Origin of the sequence: Corynebacterium sp. KPL2825 (assembly GCF_037908445.1) — a bacterium.
GTDB classification, from domain to species: Bacteria; Actinomycetota; Actinomycetes; order Mycobacteriales; family Mycobacteriaceae; genus Corynebacterium; species Corynebacterium kefirresidentii.
Window position 1 is genome coordinate 1 of sequence record NZ_JBBMGI010000027.1, and the last position, 763, is coordinate 763.

General features: G+C 54.4%; 1 protein-coding gene. It reads left to right on the forward strand.

Annotated elements, in window-relative coordinates:
• The coding region (locus WMQ00_RS11970; RefSeq protein WP_340441075.1) for an IS3 family transposase at positions 1-741 on the forward strand (741 nt) is incomplete at its 5' end.
• Between the last annotated feature and the right edge of the window lie 22 nt (positions 742-763).

Here is a 763-nt window from a genome sequence, read left to right on the forward strand (position 1 = left end):
CATCGGGATAATTACGGCATCTACGGTGTGCGGAAAATGTGGCATGCTCTTCATCGTGACGGAATCGATATCGGTCGTGAACAAACCGCGCGGCTGATGCGTCTAGCCGGTGTATCAGGCAAAGGCAAAGGCCGCTCGCCTATGACCACTCGCACACCTCAAAGGCCGGATTTACGCCCGGACTTGGTGGAGCGAGAATTCAAAGCCGAAGGCCCGAACAAGCTGTGGGTGGCTGATATTACCTACGTGCGCACGAAGAAAGGCTTTGTGTATGCCGCGTTTGTCACCGATGTTTACTCCCGACGGATCGTTGGGTGGGCGTTATCAGATTCCATGCGCACCGAAGCGTTGCCGCTGCAAGCTCTCAACCAGGCGATCGCGTCTGCTGAGGAAACAACAGGTCTCATTCATCATTCGGATCACGGCTCGCAGTATGTCAGCGTTGTCTACAACGAGCGTCTTGCCCAGCACGGGATTGCCGCTTCCACCGGAACTGTCGGGGATTCCTATGACAATGCTCTGGCGGAAAACGTTAATGGTTCCTACAAAAACGAGCTGATCCATACTCGCAGGTGGGATGAGGTTGTCGAGGTGGAAATCGCGACGTTTGAGTGGGTGTCATGGTGGAACGAGACGAGGCTTCACCAAAGCTTGGGATACCGAACCCCGGTCGAAGTGGAAACCGAATTTTGGGACCAGCACCCGCCGCAAGCAATAATAGAAATCAAGGCAAATGCCTAGGAACAAAACCCGGGGCACTTCA